Source organism: Verrucomicrobiota bacterium JB022, assembly GCA_030673845.1.
In the GTDB taxonomy this organism is placed as follows: Bacteria; Verrucomicrobiota; Verrucomicrobiia; order Opitutales; family Oceanipulchritudinaceae; genus WOUP01.
On record JAUTCQ010000008.1, the window covers coordinates 67,565 to 83,656 of the forward strand.

Genomic DNA, 16,092 nt, shown 5'->3' on the forward strand with positions numbered 1-16,092 from the left:
ACGGCTTAGTTGCGGACGAACGACCCGAGCTTGCCCAGGTCTTCATGGGGGCGGGCGATCACCTGCACGGCCACGACTGTCCCGACGCGGGAGGCGGCTTCGGCGGCGGCATCGACCCCGGCCTTGACGCTGGCCACGTCGCCGGAGAAGAAGGCGGCGACGAGACCGCTGCCGGCCTTTTCCCAGCCCAGCATGGTTACGTCGGCGGCCTTTAGGGCGGCGTCGCAGGCTTCAAACATGGTGACGAAACCCTTGGTTTCGATCATTCCGAGCGCTTTGTTCATAGCGGTAAAACAGTAAAAGATTCGCGTTGGCGGGCGGACTAGAAGCCCAGTTGCTTGAGCAACTCGGCGTGCGGGCGGGCAATGACGTGCGCGGCGACGAATTCGCCCACGCGTTGAGCGGCGGCCTGGCCAGCATCAACGGCGGCCTTCACGCTGCCCACGTCGCCGGTCACGACTACGGTGATGTATCCGCCGCCGATCTCGACTTTCTGAGCTACGTTGACGCCAGCGGCCTTGGCCATGGCATCGGCGGCTTCGACGCTGCCCACGAAGCCGAGGGTTTCGATCAATCCGATAGATTCGTTCATAGAATTTGCTGCTTAAGAGGTGGTAAAGGGGCCGGGAAGTCGGCGGTTAGGGGATCAGTTCGCAAAGAGTATCGGGGCCGAGGCCGCAGGCGTTGCCCTCGTCGGTGTCGAGGTGCACCTCCAGCTTGAAACTCGGGTCGACGCGCACCAGCATCTGGTCGAACGTCGTGGCGCAGGGGCCGTGCACCTTCAGCTTCATCACGTCCTTGTGCTTCACCCCGTAAAAGGCGGCGTCTTCGGGCGACATGTGGACGTGGATGCCGGCGCGAATCACGCCCTCCTTCATTTCGAAGAAGCCGCGCGGGCCCATCAGCATGCAGCCGGGCGTGCCCGCGATGTCGCCGGAGAGGCGCACGGGGATGTCGAAGCCCAGCGCGCGGGCATCGGTAAAGGCCAGCTCCACCTGGTTGAGGGTGCGGCAGGGGCCGAGGATACGCAGGTTGGAGATCACGCGGCTGCGGGGGCCGATCAACGTCACCGATTCGGCGGCGGCGTATTGCCCCTCCTGGTAGAGCCACTTCTGCGGCTTCAGTTGATAACCAGGCCCGAATAGAATCTCCACCGCCTCCTGAGTCAGGTGGCAGTGGCGGGCCGACACGTTAACAAGCAGCGGGTTGGGCCCTTGGGCCACCATGGGGAGGTTCAGCGACAAACGCTGATACACGGCCCGGCGCACCAGGTGTTCGATGGCGGCGCGGGGAGGAAGGGTTTTCGTCGAGGGGGTCATCTTCGGTTCGACACGGGTGGGGGAGTCGTCGCGGTCAGCCCCTCTGTTATTTCTTTTTGGCCCGACGAAATCAAGCCCTCTTTGATGGGAAAAGTTGGGAAATATTGGGATTTGTGGGCTATAAAACTTCTTCCGACCGCTGATTAGCTGGGATAAGGAATGCTTTTTGGAATAGCCTGCGAATGCTATTAATTAGCGGAAATTGTCGCTCCTATTAGTTTTGAAGGCGTGGTTTCTGTGGGCTTTCTTGGAGGGGAAATGGTTCGTTTTGTCGCGAAAATATTGTCATATATTTGGATAAATCTGTGGTTAATTGGTTTTTGACCTTGGCAACCTTAGAAAGGTCGCATTCTAGACTTGGTCTAACGCTTGAATTTGGCGCAGCTTTAGATTTCCTTATGCAAGTGAATGCTGGCGACGCGCTTGCCGTAGATTATTGAGATAACGGTAAGGTGATTCAAAATCGTGAATTTAAGGCGCGATCGTTGCCTGAAATTCACATATTAGGGTTGCACTGCCGTAGCGAAGGATGTGCCCTAATAGGATAGGCCCCGACTTATGGAACTCCTGGACACGCATCTGTCACCTGGGCCACGGCAGGGAACACGGTCCCACAACTCCGCTCGATCCGATTATTTTATCCAAACCAGACTATCTGCGGCCTTCGCCTGGAGCGAAGCGCGATAGGAAAGCAGTTTCCGCCCAGAGGCGGGCTCTGCCGGTGAAGGGTAGGCGGGTGAAACGAGCGGAGGCGACCGGTCGCACGTTGCGGCGGTCATCTCCAATTTTTGTCCCCTCTGGGGCAAACGCAGCGCCGGGCTTCGTGTCTCGGTGCCCTTACGTTATGCAAAATAGCTGCTTGACCCACATGAATCAACTTAGCTCTGAACCTCGAACTCAACAGAATTACGGCGCCGACCCGCTCGCGGTGCGCAATACCGACAAATACGTGGACGAATACGTCGGCGGCTTTGTCGACAAATGGGACGACCTGATCGACTGGCAGGGCCGCGCGAAAAGCGAAGGAAGCTTTTTTATCGACCTGCTGAAGAAGCGCGGCGCCCGCAAGGTGCTCGATGTCGCCACCGGCACCGGCTTCCACTCGGTGCGCCTGCTCAACGAAGGATTCGACGTCGTCAGTGCCGATGGCTCCCCGGAGATGCTCGCCCGGGCCTTTGCCAATGGTCGCAAGCACGGCCACATCCTGCGCACCGTCAATGCCGACTGGCGCTGGCTCAACCGCGATGTGCACGGCAAATTCGACGCCATCATCTGCCTCGGCAACTCGTTTACGCACCTGTTTTCGGAGCGCGACCGCCGCAAGGCTCTGGCCGAATTCTACGCCGCCCTGCGCCACGACGGCATCCTCATCCTCGACCAGCGCAATTACGACATGATCGTGGACTCGGGCTTCAAGTCGAAGCACACCTTCTACTACTGCGGCGACAATATCTCGGCTGAGCCCGAGCACGTCGACGAAGGCCTCGCGCGCTTCTGCTACAAGTTCCCCGACGGCTCGAAGTACCACCTCAACATGTTCCCGCTGCGCCGCGATTACTCCGTGCGCCTGATGAAGGAAGTGGGCTTCCAGAAGGTCGAGACCTATGCCGACTTCCAGGAAACCTACCGCCAGGAAGAGCCCGACTTCTACATCCACGTGGCGGAGAAGGCCTATCCGAAAGACGAAATCGACCCCGAAGCGTAAGACCATGAGTAATACCCTCGCACAAGAAGTCGAAGCCAAGGCCCGCCACTACTACGACAGCGGCGACGCCGACAACTTTTACTACCAGATCTGGGGTGGCGAAGACATCCACGTGGGCTGGTACAACAGCGCCAACGAAGCCATCTCGCCCGCCAGCCGCCGCACCGTCGAGCGCATGGCCAACAAGCTCAAGCACCCCACGGGCACCCGCGTGCTCGACATCGGGGCCGGCTACGGCGGCTCCTGCCGCTTCTTGGCCAAACAGAAGGGATACCACTGCACCGCGCTCAATCTCAGCACCGTGCAGAACCAGCGCGACCGCCAGATGAACCGCGAGCAAGGCCTCGAAGACCGCGTCAACGTGGTCGACGGCAGCTTTGAAGATCTGCCCTTCGACGATGCCTCCTACGATGTGGTGTGGTCGCAAGACGCCATCCTGCACAGCGGCGATCGCAAGCTCGTCTTCCAGGAGGTCGACCGCGTGCTCAAGCCCGGCGGCGAATTCATCTTTACCGATCCGATGCAAAAGCACGGTGTCGATGCCAAGCTGCTGGAGCCCGTGCTCGCCCGCATCCACCTCAGCAGCATGGGCTCGATCGAGACCTACAAAGGTTTTGCCAAGGAGCTGGGTTGGGAAGTCGTGGAAGTCGAAGATGCGACCGACAAGCTCGTCATGCACTACACTCGCGTGTTGCAAGAGCTGGAGCGCCGCGAGGCCGAGTTGAAGGGCGCGGTGAGCGACGACTATATCGACCGCATGAAGGTGGGCCTCAACCACTGGATCCGCGCCGGTCGTGAAGGTGCGCTCTCGTGGGGCATCCTCCACTTCCGCAAGCCTGCGGCGTAGGTGCCTGAACAGGCATTGATTTTCGCCCGACCGGTTACGCTGGTCGGGCTTTTTTGTGTGCACGGGGCACGGCAGGCTCGTCTTTCCGCTGCCGCCGCGTTTGCTGGAGCCGATGCGCTTTGTCCACCGGATGTCTCTTGCCGCCCACCGCGCGTGGTATGCCCGCCGCTGGCAGGGCTACGATACGGCGGCGCGGGGCAGGGCAGGGGAGCGCCTGGCGGCAATTTTCCTGCAGACGAAGGGCTTTCACGTTATTTGCCGCAACTGGCAGCGTGGGCATCACGAGATCGACCTCGTGATGCGCGATGCCGACGTACTGGTGTTCGTGGAGGTGCGCACGCGCCCGGCAGACGCCTTCGTGCCGGGCTTCGAAAGCCTCACGCGCGACAAACGCCGGGCTTTGCGCCAGGGGATGGAGGATTACCTGCGTCGTGTGCCCCGCCCGCCGCAAACGTGGCGCTGCGACGTCGTCGAGGTGATGCACGACGCGCAGGCGCGGCTCCGCTGGGCCCACTACAGCGGAGTTTCGCTGTAGCTAAGCGAAACGTTGGATGAAGCGCATTCATGGCTACCTCTTAAGTGTTTCATGTGTTGCCTCTTGCCAAGAGGCCGAAGCGCCACATCTTGGAAAGCATCGCTCATGGCAGAACAACTGCGACACCCGTTTCTCCAAGGTCTTAGCAAGCATCGCGGCGCTCAACCGACCATCCTCGTTATTTTCGGGGCGTCGGGCGACCTCACCTCGCGCAAGCTGGTCCCTGCGATCTATAACCTGGCGCTGGACAACCTCCTGCCCTCCGACTTTTACCTGATCGGCTACGGCCGAAAACCGATTCCCGACGAGGAATTTCAGGCCCAGTCGCGCGAGGCCATCGGGGAGTTTTCCCGACGCACGCTCGACAACGAAGTCTGGAGCAGCATCGAGAAGCACTTCTCCTACCACGCCGGCGGCTACGACGACCCCGAAGCTTTCCACGCCCTCGCCCGCAAGATCGGCGAGATCGAGAAGCAGGCGGGCCGCGAGATGCAGCTCGTGTTTTACATCTCCACGCCGCCCACCGTTTTCGAAAACATTATCGAAAACCTCGGTGCCAGCGGTTTGGCCAAGCACCGTGCGCAAGGTCAACTGGCCGCAAAGGTGATCATCGAAAAGCCCTTCGGCCGAGACCTCGATTCGGCCCGCGAGCTGAACCGCGTGATCCGTCGCAATTTCGAAGAGCGCCAAGTCTACCGGATCGATCACTACCTCGGTAAGGAGACCGTCCAGAACCTGCTGGTCGCGCGCTTTGCCAACGCCATTTTCGAGCCCATCTGGAACCGCCAGTACGTCGACTGCGTGCAGATCACGGTGGCGGAGTCGGTCGGTGTCGGCTCGCGCGGCGGCTACTACGACGAAAGCGGCGCGCTGCGAGACATGATCCAGAACCACACCATGCAGCTCCTCGCGCTCATTGCGATGGAGCCGCCGGTGTCCCTCGCCCCGGAGGCCATCCGCGACGAGAAGGTGAAGGTGCTCAAGGCCATCCAGCCGCTCGACCTCGACGACCATGAAGACCCGGACGCCGTGCGCGCGCGCTACACCGCCGGCCTCATGAGCGGCAAGCCCGTGCCCGGCTACATGGAGGAGGCCAACATCCCGCAAAACTCCAGCACGGAGACCTACGCGGGCATCCGCCTCAAGATCAACAACTGGCGCTGGCAAGGCGTGCCCTTCTACATGCGCAGCGGCAAGCGCCTCGCGCGCCGCGTGAGTGAGATCGCCATCCAGTTCAAGCAACCGCCGGGCATCCTCTTCAGCGGCAACCGCAATTTCGACCTCGCGCAAAACACCCTCGTCATCCAGGTGCAGCCCGACGAAGGCATGACGCTGCTGACGAATTCCAAGATCCCTGGCCTCGAAACCCGCACCCAGCCGGTGAAGATGCACTTCCGCTACTCCACCACCTTCGGCTCCAACACGCCGGAGGCCTACGAGCGCCTCATCCTCGACGCCATGGTGGGCGACAGCACGCTCTTCATCCGCGGTGACGAGACGGAGGCCAGTTGGGAGCTCTTCACCCCCGTGCTTGAGCACTGGCGCGACTGCGGGAGCAACGGCCTGCGCGAATACACCGCCGGCTCCTGGGGCCCCCTCGAAGCCGAGCGCCTGCTCTGGCGTCACCACCACCAGTGGCGTCGCCCCGGCGTGTGATCCACGCCCCCGTATGCCGATGAACACCGACCGCAGCCCACAGTCACCCAGGCGCCTCCGGGCGGCTGGTGCCCTCATGGCTGCGGTTTGCCTCCTGGCTCCACTTGCGCACGCTCAGGACGCAGAGCCGGCCCCGGTCGCGCCCTGGACGGACGCCCAGCGGGCCAGAATCGAGGCCTATCGGCAGAAACTTCAGCGCTCGGTCGACGAAGTCTACACCGAGCAGCGCCAGAACCTCGACCAGGCTCGCGCCTGGCTGGAGGAAGAGATCGAAAAACAGGGCGACTGGGAATACCAGGTGGTCGACGTTTCCCAAAAGGACGAAGCCCAGCTTCCCGCCCGGTTGAATGAAGCCGGGGCCGAGGGCTGGGAATGCTTTCAGGTGGTGCCCACCAAGACCGGCTGGAAGCTCTTTTGCAAACGCCCGACCCCCACCTCGCTCGACCAGATCCCCACCGAGGAGCTCATGCGCCTGCTGCCGCTGCTCCTGATGAACCAATAGCCTTTGCCATGCCGCAACTGATTGACAGCTTACCCGGGATCCCCCTCCCGATCAGTGACGTGAACCGGACGCTGCGCCACATGTGGGACGCGGAATCGACCTCGCCCGACGGCGGCGGCGAGCCCCACGCCATGCAGCTCAACCTCGTGCTCCACTTCGGCCCCGATACGACCGAGGAGGAGGGCTCGCGCTGTTTCGAAGCCGCGATCCACTTTGCCCAGCGCTACCCCTGCCGCGTCATCGTGCTCTGCCCCGATACCGAAGAGGGGGAGGAGATGCGCGCCAAGCTCTTCAGCCAGTGCTACCTGGGGCCCAACCTGCGCGACATGTGCTGCTGCGAGGCCATCATCGTCAGCCAGCGCTACACGCACGATGCCTCGCTCGAAAACCAGGTGTCGCTCTGGATCGAAAGCGATCTGCCGGTCTACCACTGGCTGCACCGCGTGCCGGTCGACCGCCTCGTCAAAGGGCCTTACATGGGCTTCCTCAAGCGCAGCACCCGCATCTTTTTCGACCGGCAGGTGGAGGGCGATGCCTACCGGGGCGTGGCCTGGCCCGACGCGCGCCGCCTGCGCGACCTCGCCTTTGCCCGCTCGCTGCCCATGCGCCAGAACTTCGGCCAGTTCCTCAGCGGCTTCCCGCTGGAGGCCCTCACGTCGAATTTCGAAGGCGGCATCGTTCGCACCGATGCTGCCCGCCGGGGTGCCGCCGAAGGCCTCGCCAGCTGGATGGGAGCCTGCCTCACCGAAGCTTTCGCCCGCCAGGGCATCGAGCGCAAGGTGGAGATCCCTGTCGAGATGATGGGCGACGCACAAGGGCCGGACATCGAAGCCGTCTGGAACTACAGCGACCGCCACCGCTACCTGAAGTGGAACCTCGACCTCGACTCCCGCACCGGCCACGTCGACTGCAACTTCGGCAGCGGCAAGATCGCCCAGGCCTTCCACCTGGAGCTGCTCGAAACGTCCGGCGAGCTGAGCGAAGCCCTCTTTTTCTAGGGGCGGCGCGACCAGTTTTCCACTTGCCGTAACGGCAGATTCACACACCTTGACCGCATGACCGAGCGCGATACAGCTTTGGGTTCGTTGATCATCGACGAGCAGAACGCCCTTTTTCAACGCCTGGCCGACCAGATGGGACGCGTGGCCGAACAGGCGGAAGACCGTTGCGTGATCGCCCTCACCGGCGGCTCCACGCCCAAGAAGCACTACCAGTGGTTGGTGGCCAACGGCGCCCTGCCCAAGGTCGCGCAGGAGAAGGCCTTCTGGACTACAAGCGATGAGCGTATGGTGCCGCTCAACGACGACGAGAGCAACTTCGGCAACGCCGACCGCATGCTGCTCCAGCCGCTCGAAATCCCGCAAAACCGCAAGTTCCCCTGGCCGGTGGAAGTCGACCCGCACTCGGCCGCGCTCGTCTACAACCGCAAGTTCAACGAGCGCTTCGGCGCCCAGCGCTGCTACGACCTCTGCGTGCTCGGCATGGGGGACGACGGCCACACGGCTTCGCTCTTCCCCAAGAGCCCCCTGCTTGGTGCGGGGGTGATGGACTTCTTTGCCTGTGTCGAAGTCCCCGGCAAGGGCTGGCGCCTCACCATTACCGAAGCGGGCCTCGACGCCTGCGGGGCGATCACGGTCATCGTCACCGGGGCCAACAAGGCCGAGCGCGTTAAAGCCGTCTTCAACGAAGCCGTAGGCACCTATCCCATCCAGATCCTGGAGCAATTCGCCTCCCGGGTCACCTGGCTGATGGATCCGGATGCGGCCGCGCTGATCCAGTAGCCTCTTTCCAAGCCCCGACCTGCCTCGGGGCTTTTTTGCGCCCTTATGCCTGCCACCATTCTCAATGTCGGCTCCCTCAACGTGGACTACGTCTACGCGATGCCGCACTTTGTCCGCGCGGGCGAGACGCTGGCCTCTACCGAACTGGAGCGGCACGCCGGCGGCAAAGGCCTCAACCAGTCCATCGCGCTGGCACGGGCGGGGGCTGCGGTCCGCCACCTCGGTGCGATCGGGCCCGACGGCCTCTTTTTGCGCGACTTGCTGGCCGAAGCCGGGGCCGACATCTCCGCCGTGCACGAACTGGAGAGCCCGAGCGGCCACGCCATCATCCAGATCGAGCCCTCCGGCCAAAACGCAATTCTGCTCTATGGCGGGGCCAATCAGGCGCTCTCATCTGCGTGGCTCGATGCTGAGCTGGCGCGCTTGAGCACCGGCAGCTTTGTGCTCACCCAAAACGAGACCAACCTCACTGCGCAGGCGCTGCGCGAGGCCCGCGAGAGAGGAGCGGTCGTCGTCTGGAACCCGGCCCCGATCACGCCCGATTGCGAGAGCGTCGACCTTCGCTGGCTCGATTACCTCGTCGTGAACGAAGGCGAGGCCGAAGCCCTCAGCGACACCGCCGGCGGCCCCGGGCAGGCGCTTGCCGCGCTCTGCCAGCGCGCGCCGCATCTGCAGGTGGTCGTGACCCTGGGCGGCCAAGGCGTCGTCACGGCCGGGCCGCAAGGGCGCTATCGCTTTCCCGCCGCGCCGGTTGCGCGGGTAGTCGACACCACGGCTGCGGGCGATACCTTCATCGGTTACCTCGTCGCTTCCCTCGCCCGTCAGGATCCTCTGCCCACTGCCCTCCAACTCGCCACCCGCGCAGCGGCCTGGAGTGTGCAGCGCAAAGGTGCCGCCCCCTCCATCCCGCATCTCGCGGAGTTGTAGAATATTCCTTTGTGGCTTTGTGATCTTGGTGAGAGCACCGGTCCGGCGTCGGGTGTCTCTCAGCTCCTCCTTTAAAAAAGAAAAGCGCCGGAGGTGACCCATCCGGCGCGGCAGTAAAATCCCTGTTGCGTGCCTATGACCAGCTTTCGATGAAGCGTGCGGTGTCGTAGAGCGAAGGGCTTTTGGCGGTGCGCACGTATTGGCCGCTGGTGGCGACGGCGACGGTGAGGCAGGCGGGCGTGCTCAGGCCGATGACCTGGGCGGTGGCAAAGCCCGCGTTGAAGTGGTCGCCTGCGCCGGTGCTGATCAGCGGCTTGGCGCAGAGGGGGCCTTGGACCCACCACGAGCCCTCCTTGGTCGAAGCGGCCGCCCCGTGGCGCGGGTGGACGACGACGCAGGTAAGGTCGAGCGCCTCGCGGATGCGTTCGGCCATCAGGCGAATCTCTTCCGGGCTGCTGCTGTCTTCGGTCAGGTTCAGCACACGGCTCACCTGGCGCGCTTCGGCGAGGTTAAGGCCCAGCGTCACGCTGCCAAAGCTGCAGAAGCGCGCGATGGTCTTGAGCACGGCCAGCAGGTCGCTTTGGGAGCGCTTGGCCGGGTCGGCGAGATCGAAGAAGAAACAGCGTCCGTTTTCCTTGGGCCCGAGGTTAGGCAACACCTTCGTCAACAGGTCGTTGAAGAGGGTGGTCATGTTCGGGATCATCGTCCAGTTGACGAGCCCGATCAGGTCGGCGCGGCTGATCATGTCGAAGAACACGCCTTCGCCGATGGAATCGACGATGCGGTCGTACGTCACGTCGTCTAGCGGGGCGGTGACGCCCAGCATGATCTTGCCGTCGTCAAACTCCAGCGCGTGGGTGATGCCGGGGTTGCAAATGCTCACCACCTTGCACTTTTGCGCAAAGTCGGCAAAAACAGGGTCGATCGGTTGGCCGAGGGCACCCACGTAGGTCGTGTCGATGCCAGCGGCACGCACGGCGTTGCCCATGATGGGGCCATTGCCGCCCAGCTTTTCCATCTCGGGGTAGAGCTCGATGTTGGCGCTCTCGCCCGCAGCCGCGTTGATGCGGTTGCCGAACTGCGTGATCTCGCTCATCGCCTCGAACGCCCGGCCTTGCCCTTGGCGGCTGTTGACCACTTTCATGATCTTGTCGACGAAGCCGTCGAAGCCGAGTAGGGCATGTTTCTCAGCCGCACGGCTGGTTTTTGCGGATAATTCCTCAAGAGTCCGAGCTTTGTATTCCATGGGGTTTGCGGTAGTAGTAAGGGGATGAGTGTAAATAGTGCTACTTTTGTTGAAGCCGCACGGTATGAAGTCCAGCAAAATGCCCAATGTCCAATTTTTTTGAATTGGAAGGGATTATCCGGGGTCTATCGTAGTAACCTCGCATGAGTGGGATGTCTCACAGCCTATTATCGAACATGATTCCACCGCTGGCCAACATTGTCGCCTATTTCCTCGATTCCAATTTCGCCGGTCAGCTGATCGTCGTCGTGCTGCTGGCGTGCAGCCTGTACGCCTGGCAGCTTATGGTGGGGAAGTATATGGACCTCAAGCGCATCCGCATCGCCAACCGCGCCTTCGTCAAGCGCCTGGAGCAGAGCCGCACGCTCTTGCGGATCGACCCCAACCTCGACGGCGCGAAGGGCCCCTTTGCCGATGTCACGCGCTCGGGCCTGCAAGCCTTCCACCGTGCGCCCAACGAGCGCCATGCGATCGAGCATATGGAAAATGCGCTCAGCCGCGAAGTTTCGCGCGGCAGCAGCCGGTATGAGGAAAAGATGGTCATGCTCAGCACCGTCGTCTCCGGCGCGCCCTTTCTGGGCCTGCTCGGCACGGTGTGGGGCGTGATGGACGCCTTTGGCTCGATCTCCAACGCCGATTCTGCGGCCAGCATTTCCTCGCTCGCCCCCGGCGTCTCCGGCGCGCTGCTCACGACCGTGGCCGGCCTGCTCGTGGCCATCCCCGCCGTGTTTGGCTACAACTACCTGCTCATGCAGGTGAAGCGGGCGATCCTCGATCTCGAAACCTACGCCAGCAATCTCGCCGACCGCATCGAGCTGGAAGCCGCCGACCTCGGCGAAGCCGGCGAAAGCGTGTCGACCCTTCGCCGCGCGAGCAACGATTAGACGCCCATGGCCCGCACCTTTACCCGCAAAGAGCGCCTCAGCGCGATGTCGGAGCTGAATGTGACGCCGTTGATCGACCTCGCGTTCTCGCTCCTCATCATCTTCATGATCACCGCCCCCCTGCTGGAGCAGTCGATCGACATCAACCTGCCCAAGGACACGCCCCGTCAAAGCCCGCCCCGCAGCCAGGTGCAGCTGGAGGTCATCAGCATCGACGCGGGCGGCCAGATCTTTTGGGGGCAGGAAGCCGTGGACGAAGAACGCCTGCAGGAGGTGCTCTCGCTCTTGGCCCTCGAAGACGAGCCGCCGGTGATTCAGATCAAGGCCGACGAAAGCCTGCCGTATCAGAAGATCATCGACGTGCTCGGCAAGGTGAAAGGCCACGGCCTGAACAAGATCAGCCTCACTACGACTCCCGGTCGCTAACTTTCCATGTCTTCGCCCGACGAAAAACGCGCCCTCACGATCTCCGGCACCCTTCACGTGGTCGGGGTAGTGCTGCTGTTGGTGGCCAGTTTCGTTTCTGGCTGGCGCGCACCGGCGGAGGAACTGGAGTTTGAGTTGATCGACGAGGCCGATCTGATGGCGATGGAAAGCCAGCAGGCGACGCAGGCCCCCGCTCCCGCCCAGGCAGAGCCTGCGCCGCAGGACGACTTTGTGCCGCTCGAGCGCATGCAGCTTGCCGATTTGCCGCAGGTCCAGCCGGTAGAACTGCCGCCACTGCCCGCGCCCGAGCCGGAACCGGAACCTGAACCCGAGCCGACGCCCGCTCCGAAGCCGGAGCCCAAGCCCAAGCCGGTCGAGACGAAACCGGCTCCGAAACCCGAGCCGAAGCCGGAGCCCCAGAAGGTGAGCTTCGACCAGTTTCGCCGCACGAATCCGATCAAGGAGCAGCCGAGCCGCCCGGCGCCGCAGCCTAAGCCCGTCAGCGCTCCCCGTCTGCAAACAGGGAACATCGCGCAGCGCCTCAACAGCTCGGTCGGCAGCATCAATATCAACATGCCCGCCTCGACCAGCGGTGCGACTCAGGCGGCCGTAAAGTCCTACGCTCAGGTGGTGCGCGAGCGCCTGCAGGCCGCCTTCCAGGCCGTCGGCACCAGCGGGCTCGAAGCCCAGGCCACTTTCACCGTTACCTCTGGCGGGCAATTCACCGGCGTGCGCATCTCGCGCAGCAGCGGTAACTCGGCCTTCGACGGTGCGGTGCTCGACGCCTTCCGCCGCGCCCGTTCGCCCGGCCCGCCCCCCGACGGCCAATCGCACACCTGGCAGCTCACATTTACGGCGGAGTAGTGGGAATTTTGCTGCGATTTTGGCTATCGCTCCGTTTTTGATTGTGCAGCGGTAGGAGCCGTTTAGTCAGTTAGGAGTGAATCTTACACCCTATCTCTCGTGCGCCGCTCTGATCGCTTTGGGATCCAGCGTTTCCGCCAGCATCGCCTTCAGCATCGACGTGTTTACGGCTGACACGTTGACCATTACCTTGCAGGAAGGAAGCACCCTGTCTGGCGACGCGCCCAACACAAATGGAGTCCACCTGTTTTTGCGCACCGCAGCGGCTGAGCAGGAAAACTGGCTGCTTCAGAGCATCCCGGATTTTGATGTGTCGACTACGTCGGGTCAAATCGGGACCAGCGACGATCTCCTGGTAACTTCGATTCTGCACATGAATACCATCATGTTCATTTTCCCGACGATGCAAGTCGGCGACGCCGTCAGTGCCGGAGGCTATACGGCTACGTTCACCGGCACCAATCTGTTCGACCCCACTGCGATTAGTGAATTCGAACTCGTCTGGGGCGGCTTCACGGATGACCTCAGTGGGGGTACCTTCCAGTCGGCAAGCAGTGCCGTTCCCGCTCCTGCGGTGCCCGAGCCCTCGACCTACGCGGCGATCGCCGGTGCAGTTGTGTTGGCCGGAGTCTTCTGTGCCCGCCGTAGGCGCGCGTAGTGCAGCGATGTTTTTTGTCAGGACAAAGAAAGGCGCCTTCATCCCCGAAGGCGCCTTCTTTTATCTTACTCCCCTATATGTTTGTATCTCTCTGATTGCATTCCGTTTGGAATTCGGAATGGCATTAGGTTTTCTATCCCCAATTTCTATTTTTTCGTCTGTAACTACTCTATGAAAGTTCGGCCATGCGGTCGAAGTGACCTTTGAGGCTCGGGTAAAGCTGCTGATACAGCGGGTGCAGGCGGGCATAGACTTCCGCGTCTGCGCCCGGATCGGTGCGGCCGGTTTCCTTGATCGCCGCATTCACGGCGGTCGGCACATCCGGGAAGATCCCCGCGCCCACGCTGGCGAGCAGGGCGGCACCGTAGGCTGCGCCTTCCTTGGCGTTCACGGTCACGACCGGGGTGGCATACTGGTCGGCCAGCATTTGCAGCCATAGCGGGCTGTTGGCCCCGCCACCCGCCGCGATGATGCGGTCGCTGCTCAGGCCCAGCTGGCGCATGAGAGCCAGCATGTCGGTCATGCCATAGGTCACGCCTTCCAGCACGGCCCGGGTCAGGTGGCCCTTGCCATGGCGCAACGAGAGGCCCACAAAGGCACCGCGCGCGTTCGGGTTGGGGTGGGGGCAGCGCTCGCCGCTGAGGTAGGGCAGGTAAAAGAGCCCCTCGGAGCCAGCGGGTACTTGTTCGGCTCCAGCGTTGAGGGTGTTGAAATCGGTCCCGCCGAGCGTGTCGTGCCACCATTGATAGCTGCCGGCGGCGGAGAGCATCACACCCATCAGGTGCCATGCCCCCGGTACGGCGTGGCAAAAGGCGTGCAGGCGGCCTTCGGGCTCCACGCGGTATGCGTCGCTGTGGGCAAAGAGCACGCCGGAAGTGCCGAGCGTGGCGGAGAAAATGCCTTCGCGGATGATGCCGCAGCCAATTGCCCCGGCCGCTTGGTCGCCACCGCCTGCGATGACGGGGGTGCCCTGTTTCAGGCCGGTCAGTTTGGCGGCTTCGGCGGAAATTCGGGTCGAGGCAACCGGCGATTCGGTCAGCTCGGGCAGCCACTCGCGTTTGATGCCCACGGCCTCGATCATTGAATTCGACCACCGGCGCTGGGCCACGTTGAGCAGGCTGGTGCCGGAGGCGTCGCTGACTTCGCCGAAGTATTCGCCGGTCAGCTTGTAGCGCAGGTAATCCTTGGGCAGAAGGATCTTGGCGATCTTGGCAAAAACCTCGGGCTCGTGCTGCGCCACCCAGCTTATTTTGGGTGCGGTGAAGCCGGGCAGGATGGGGTTGCCTGTGATCTCGAGCACTTGCGCCGCGCCCACCTTGTCCGTCAGCTCCTGGCACTGGCGGGCCGTGCGCTGGTCGTTCCACATGATGCAGGGGCGCAACACCTTGCCTTGGGCGTCGAGCAAGACGAGGCCGTGCATCTGCCCGGTGAGGCCGATGCCGGCAATCTCGTCCGCGCCCACTTTGTCCACCATCTGCCGGATGGCCTTGATCGCAGCATCCCACCACAGTTGCGGGTCCGTCTCGGCCCAGAGCGGCTTGGGCGTCTGGAACGGGTAAGCGGGCGCGCAGGTGGCGACAACGTTGCCGCTGGCGTCGATCAGCACGGCTTTGGTGCTGCTGGTGCCAACGTCGAGACCGAGGAGGTAGGGCATGGTGGAGTGGGGTAGGTCCGTACTGAGTAGGTTCGCTCGAAATGCCGGGGCGGACAGGTGGTGCGCCCCGGCGATGGTTCCTTAGATGTATTCGTTGATCAGGTTTTCGATCAACTCCTGGCGACCGCTTTCGACCTTGGGCTCGCCGTTTTTCAGCGCGTAGGCTTCGAGGTCGGCCAGCGTCGCTTCGCCGCGCTCGATCTTCGCGCCGATGCCGGAGTCCCAGCTGCGGTAGCGGTGCTTCACGATCTCTTCGATCCGGCCGTCTTCAACGATGGCGGCTGCAATCTTGAGGCCGCGGGCAAAGGCGTCCATGCCGCCAATGTGGGCGTGGAAGAGGTCGACCGGCTCAAACGACTCGCGGCGGCGCTTGGCGTCGAAGTTGAGCCCGCCGGTGGTGAAGCCGCCCATGCCGAGCACCACGAGCATGATCTGGGTGGTCTGCATGATGTCGGTGGGGAACTGGTCGGTGTCCCAGCCGATGAGCGGGTCGCCGCGGTTGGCGTCGATGCTGCCGAGCATACCGACGTCGGCGGCGACGGTCAGCTCATGCTCCATGGTGTGACCGGCGAGGGTGGCGTGGTTGGCCTCGATGTTGAGCTTGAAACGGTCCGTCAGGCCGTACTGGCGCAGGAAGTTCAGGCAGGCCGCTGCGTCGGAGTCGTACTGGTGGGTGGAGGGCTCGCGGGGCTTGGGCTCGATGTAGAAGGGCCCGTCGAAGCCGATCTGGTCCGCGTGATCGATGGCCATGTGCAGGAAGGCGGCGAGGTGGTCGAGCTCGCGCTTCATGTCGGTGTTGAGGAGGGTGGCGTAGCCCTCGCGCCCGCCCCAGAAGGTGTAGCCGAGCCCGTCGAGGGTCTTCGTGCACTCCAGGGCTTTTTTTACCTGGGCGGCGGCGTAGGCGTACACGCGGGCATCCGGCGAAGTGGCCGCGCCCTGGGCGTAGCGCGGGTGCGCGAACAGGCAGGCTGTGCCCCAGAGCAGTTTGACGCCGGTCTCGGCCTGCTTGGCCTTGAGCTTTTCGATGACGGTGTCGAGCGCCTGATTCGAGGCGGCGAGGTCGTTCAGTTCCGGGGCGATGTCGCGGT

Annotated in this window: 18 protein-coding genes; 12 read left to right on the forward strand and 6 right to left on the reverse strand. The window is 62.9% G+C overall.

The genetic code is table 11. The features are described 5' to 3' along the window. Window positions 1-5: 5 nt before the first annotated feature. From Q7P63_05360 to Q7P63_05370, 3 genes are read right to left on the reverse strand one after another with little or no spacing between them, the layout of a single operon-like run. Window positions 6-284: a BMC domain-containing protein gene (locus Q7P63_05360; GenBank protein MDP0499512.1), complete on the reverse strand. Its 279-nt coding sequence runs from the start codon at window positions 282-284 to the stop codon at window positions 6-8. A gap of 38 nt (window positions 285-322) precedes the next feature. After that, the gene (locus tag Q7P63_05365) at window positions 323-592 is read right to left on the reverse strand and encodes a BMC domain-containing protein (GenBank protein MDP0499513.1); all 270 of its coding nucleotides are present in this window, start codon (window positions 590-592) and stop codon (window positions 323-325) included. Between the two features lie 46 nt (window positions 593-638). Beyond that, a complete protein-coding gene (locus Q7P63_05370; GenBank protein ID MDP0499514.1) occupies window positions 639-1,319 on the reverse strand; it encodes a phosphate propanoyltransferase in 681 nt (226 codons plus the stop codon). 868 nt (window positions 1,320-2,187) lie between these two features. Between Q7P63_05370 and Q7P63_05375 the strand changes: the two genes are divergently transcribed. The 8 genes from Q7P63_05375 to Q7P63_05410 all read left to right on the forward strand — a co-directional run bounded on the left by Q7P63_05375 (window position 2,188) and on the right by Q7P63_05410 (window position 9,272). Continuing rightward, the gene (locus tag Q7P63_05375; GenBank protein MDP0499515.1) at window positions 2,188-3,024 is read left to right on the forward strand and encodes a class I SAM-dependent methyltransferase; all 837 of its coding nucleotides are present in this window, start codon (window positions 2,188-2,190) and stop codon (window positions 3,022-3,024) included. A gap of 4 nt (window positions 3,025-3,028) precedes the next feature. Then, window positions 3,029-3,871 carry a methyltransferase domain-containing protein gene (locus Q7P63_05380; protein ID MDP0499516.1) on the forward strand — a complete coding sequence of 281 codons (843 nt, stop codon included), beginning with the start codon at window positions 3,029-3,031 and terminating at the stop codon, window positions 3,869-3,871. Between the two features lie 130 nt (window positions 3,872-4,001). Then, the gene (locus Q7P63_05385; protein ID MDP0499517.1) at window positions 4,002-4,406 is read left to right on the forward strand and encodes a YraN family protein; all 405 of its coding nucleotides are present in this window, start codon (window positions 4,002-4,004) and stop codon (window positions 4,404-4,406) included. Between the two features lie 105 nt (window positions 4,407-4,511). Then, the gene (gene zwf / locus Q7P63_05390; protein MDP0499518.1) at window positions 4,512-6,062 is read left to right on the forward strand and encodes a glucose-6-phosphate dehydrogenase; all 1,551 of its coding nucleotides are present in this window, start codon (window positions 4,512-4,514) and stop codon (window positions 6,060-6,062) included. A gap of 76 nt (window positions 6,063-6,138) precedes the next feature. After that, window positions 6,139-6,564 carry a hypothetical protein gene (locus tag Q7P63_05395; protein MDP0499519.1) on the forward strand — a complete coding sequence of 142 codons (426 nt, stop codon included), beginning with the start codon at window positions 6,139-6,141 and terminating at the stop codon, window positions 6,562-6,564. Between the two features lie 8 nt (window positions 6,565-6,572). Beyond that, entirely contained in the window at window positions 6,573-7,562 is a 990-nt protein-coding gene (locus Q7P63_05400) for a glucose-6-phosphate dehydrogenase assembly protein OpcA (GenBank protein ID MDP0499520.1), read from the forward strand. Between the two features lie 57 nt (window positions 7,563-7,619). Continuing rightward, window positions 7,620-8,345: a 6-phosphogluconolactonase gene (pgl, locus tag Q7P63_05405; protein ID MDP0499521.1), complete on the forward strand. Its 726-nt coding sequence runs from the start codon at window positions 7,620-7,622 to the stop codon at window positions 8,343-8,345. Window positions 8,346-8,390: 45 nt separating this feature from the next. Next, window positions 8,391-9,272: a ribokinase gene (locus tag Q7P63_05410; protein MDP0499522.1), complete on the forward strand. Its 882-nt coding sequence runs from the start codon at window positions 8,391-8,393 to the stop codon at window positions 9,270-9,272. A gap of 133 nt (window positions 9,273-9,405) precedes the next feature. Here Q7P63_05410 and Q7P63_05415 read toward each other — a convergent pair whose 3' ends face one another. Next, the gene (locus Q7P63_05415; GenBank protein MDP0499523.1) at window positions 9,406-10,518 is read right to left on the reverse strand and encodes a PfkB family carbohydrate kinase; all 1,113 of its coding nucleotides are present in this window, start codon (window positions 10,516-10,518) and stop codon (window positions 9,406-9,408) included. Between the two features lie 176 nt (window positions 10,519-10,694). Here Q7P63_05415 and Q7P63_05420 point away from each other — a divergent pair, with 176 nt between their 5' ends. The 4 genes from Q7P63_05420 (at window position 10,695) to Q7P63_05435 (ending at window position 13,350) form a co-directional block, all read left to right on the forward strand. Continuing rightward, complete coding sequence (locus Q7P63_05420; GenBank protein MDP0499524.1) at window positions 10,695-11,402, forward strand: MotA/TolQ/ExbB proton channel family protein; 708 nt, start codon at window positions 10,695-10,697, stop codon at window positions 11,400-11,402. A gap of 6 nt (window positions 11,403-11,408) precedes the next feature. Then, entirely contained in the window at window positions 11,409-11,828 is a 420-nt protein-coding gene (locus Q7P63_05425; GenBank protein ID MDP0499525.1) for a biopolymer transporter ExbD, read from the forward strand. Between the two features lie 6 nt (window positions 11,829-11,834). Next, entirely contained in the window at window positions 11,835-12,692 is an 858-nt protein-coding gene (locus Q7P63_05430; protein ID MDP0499526.1) for an energy transducer TonB, read from the forward strand. Window positions 12,693-12,768: 76 nt separating this feature from the next. Beyond that, window positions 12,769-13,350 carry a PEP-CTERM sorting domain-containing protein gene (locus Q7P63_05435; protein ID MDP0499527.1) on the forward strand — a complete coding sequence of 194 codons (582 nt, stop codon included), beginning with the start codon at window positions 12,769-12,771 and terminating at the stop codon, window positions 13,348-13,350. Between the two features lie 169 nt (window positions 13,351-13,519). Here Q7P63_05435 and xylB read toward each other — a convergent pair whose 3' ends face one another. Both xylB and Q7P63_05445 read right to left on the reverse strand, forming a co-directional pair. Beyond that, a complete protein-coding gene (gene xylB, locus Q7P63_05440; protein ID MDP0499528.1) occupies window positions 13,520-15,004 on the reverse strand; it encodes a xylulokinase in 1,485 nt (494 codons plus the stop codon). Window positions 15,005-15,085: 81 nt separating this feature from the next. Next, a partial coding sequence (locus Q7P63_05445) for a xylose isomerase (GenBank protein MDP0499529.1) occupies window positions 15,086-16,092 on the reverse strand: 1,007 nt, incomplete at its 5' end.

Excerpts from the sequence above, each read along its gene's own strand:
- xylB (MDP0499528.1), bottom strand. The coding sequence starts at position 15,004 with ATGCCCTACCTCCTCGGTCTCGACGTTGGCACCAGCAGCACCAAAGCC.
- Q7P63_05430 (MDP0499526.1), top strand. The coding sequence starts at position 11,835 with ATGTCTTCGCCCGACGAAAAACGCGCCCTCACGATCTCCGGCACCCTT.
- Q7P63_05380 (MDP0499516.1), top strand. The coding sequence starts at position 3,029 with ATGAGTAATACCCTCGCACAAGAAGTCGAAGCCAAGGCCCGCCACTAC.
- Q7P63_05385 (MDP0499517.1), top strand. The coding sequence starts at position 4,002 with ATGTCTCTTGCCGCCCACCGCGCGTGGTATGCCCGCCGCTGGCAGGGC.
- pgl (MDP0499521.1), top strand. The coding sequence starts at position 7,620 with ATGACCGAGCGCGATACAGCTTTGGGTTCGTTGATCATCGACGAGCAG.
- Q7P63_05375 (MDP0499515.1), top strand. The coding sequence starts at position 2,188 with ATGAATCAACTTAGCTCTGAACCTCGAACTCAACAGAATTACGGCGCC.
- Q7P63_05415 (MDP0499523.1), bottom strand. The coding sequence starts at position 10,518 with ATGGAATACAAAGCTCGGACTCTTGAGGAATTATCCGCAAAAACCAGC.
- Q7P63_05400 (MDP0499520.1), top strand. The coding sequence starts at position 6,573 with ATGCCGCAACTGATTGACAGCTTACCCGGGATCCCCCTCCCGATCAGT.
- Q7P63_05420 (MDP0499524.1), top strand. The coding sequence starts at position 10,695 with ATGATTCCACCGCTGGCCAACATTGTCGCCTATTTCCTCGATTCCAAT.
- Q7P63_05425 (MDP0499525.1), top strand. The coding sequence starts at position 11,409 with ATGGCCCGCACCTTTACCCGCAAAGAGCGCCTCAGCGCGATGTCGGAG.
- Q7P63_05365 (MDP0499513.1), bottom strand. The coding sequence starts at position 592 with ATGAACGAATCTATCGGATTGATCGAAACCCTCGGCTTCGTGGGCAGC.
- Q7P63_05410 (MDP0499522.1), top strand. The coding sequence starts at position 8,391 with ATGCCTGCCACCATTCTCAATGTCGGCTCCCTCAACGTGGACTACGTC.
- zwf (MDP0499518.1), top strand. The coding sequence starts at position 4,512 with ATGGCAGAACAACTGCGACACCCGTTTCTCCAAGGTCTTAGCAAGCAT.
- Q7P63_05360 (MDP0499512.1), bottom strand. The coding sequence starts at position 284 with ATGAACAAAGCGCTCGGAATGATCGAAACCAAGGGTTTCGTCACCATG.
- Q7P63_05395 (MDP0499519.1), top strand. The coding sequence starts at position 6,139 with ATGGCTGCGGTTTGCCTCCTGGCTCCACTTGCGCACGCTCAGGACGCA.
- Q7P63_05370 (MDP0499514.1), bottom strand. The coding sequence starts at position 1,319 with ATGACCCCCTCGACGAAAACCCTTCCTCCCCGCGCCGCCATCGAACAC.